Origin of the sequence: Acinetobacter sp. YH12117 (assembly GCF_013418865.1) — a bacterium.
In the GTDB taxonomy this organism is placed as follows: domain Bacteria; phylum Pseudomonadota; class Gammaproteobacteria; order Pseudomonadales; family Moraxellaceae; genus Acinetobacter; species Acinetobacter indicus.
On record NZ_VPBF01000089.1, the window covers coordinates 1 to 1,831 of the forward strand.

General features: G+C 37.2%; 2 protein-coding genes. Both read left to right on the top strand.

Features of this window, described 5'->3' with window-relative positions:
• Nucleotides 1–462 precede the first annotated feature (462 nt).
• The gene (locus FTU55_RS14900; RefSeq protein WP_044502095.1) at nt 463–840 is read left to right on the top strand and encodes a hypothetical protein; all 378 of its coding nucleotides are present in this window, start codon (nt 463–465) and stop codon (nt 838–840) included.
• 23 nt (nt 841–863) lie between these two features.
• Nucleotides 864–1,831 (top strand): FAD-dependent oxidoreductase (locus FTU55_RS14905; protein ID WP_373685478.1); only part of this gene is annotated, 968 nt, incomplete at its 3' end.

Sequence of the window (1,831 nt, forward strand, 5' to 3'; positions counted from 1 at the left end):
GTAAATTTTCAGCGTTGCTGGCTCCCCGTCAGCCGGATTGGGTTGCATCGCAGGGGTGTCGAAAGAGTCAACTGCGGTCCAAAGCTGTTGGACTTGGGTGAAAAGGGCGTTTATTCTTCCTATACGTTGTTCAGAATAACATTGTTCCGCCAACAATCAATTCGGTAGATATTGAACCTGAATATAGGGATATATTTAACTTGACGTTACACCAATCACAACAACGGCAAGTGAATTACGCAATGAGTAATACTTTTGGTTTTGGCGGACACATTGCCACAAGTATTTTTAAAAAATATGCTGAATAGAGAGTAGGTGCTAACTTCGGTTTGCTCGTGTTGGCGCTAAATCGAAAGTTCAAGTATCCCAACATGTTCCTTCGTATAGAAGTTAAAAGTTGGCAATTATCGTAGAACAACCTACAGACAACACCAATATGTAACCGATAAATAATTACAAAATATGACCGACAGAGTAAACATCATCAATAACTACATCGATGGATACAACCAATTTGATATCAAAAAAATGGTTGCAGACCTTGACGATAATATTGTTTTTGAAAACATTCAAAATAATGATATAAGTTTATCGCTGAAAGGGTTAACAGCGTTTAAACAACAGGCAGAAACAGCAAAAACATACTTTGCAAAGAGAACACAGACAGTTAAATCGTTTAGGCATTTTGACAACAGCACTGAAATAGAAATTGATTATACAGCAATTTTAGCAATTGACTTTCCGAACGGCTTAAAAAAAGGGCAAAAGCTAAAGTTATCAGGAAAATCCGTGTTTGAATTTAAAAAAAACAAAGTGATTAAATTGACAGACATTAGTTGACATTAAAACCAGCGAACAAGAATATGACTTTACTAAAACATAAAAAAATTACAATAATTGGTGCCGGGCCTGTTGGATTAACAATGGCGAGATTGTTACAGCAAAACGGCGTGGACATTACAGTTTACGAGAGAGACAAAGACCAAGATGCAAGGATTTTTGGTGGGACACTTGATCTGCACAGGGATTCGGGACAGGAAGCAATGAAAAGAGCGGGATTGTTACAAACTTATTATGACTTAGCTTTACCAATGGGTGTAAATATTGTTGATGAAAAGGGCAATATTTTAACCACAAAAAATGTAAGACCCGAAAATCGTTTTGACAATCCTGAAATAAACAGAAATGACTTAAGGACTATCCTATTAAATAGTTTACAAAATGATACCGTCATTTGGGATAGAAAACTTGTTACCCTTGAACCTGATAAGGAGAAGTGGATACTAACTTTTGAGGATAAATCGAGTGAAACAGCAGATCTGGTTATTATTGCCAATGGTGGAATGTCTAAAGTAAGAAAATTTGTTACCGACACGGAAGTTGAAGAAACAGGTACTTTCAATATACAAGCCGATATTCATCAACCGGAGGTGAACTGTCCTGGATTTTTTCAGCTTTGCAATGGAAACCGGCTAATGGCTGCTCATCAAGGTAATTTATTATTTGCGAATCCTAATAATAATGGTGCATTGCATTTTGGAATAAGTTTTAAAACACCTGATGAATGGAAAAGCAAAACGCGGGTAGATTTTCAAGACAGAAATAGTGTCGTTGATTTTCTCCTGAAAAAATTTTCCGATTGGGACGAACGCTACAAAGAACTGATTCGTTTGACATCATCTTTTGTAGGGTTAGCGACACGAATATTTCCCTTAGATAAGTCTTGGAAAAGTAAGCGTCCATTACCCATAACGATGATTGGAGATGCTGCTCATTTGATGCCTCCTTTTGCAGGACAAGGCGTAAACAGTGGGTTGATGGATGCCTTGAT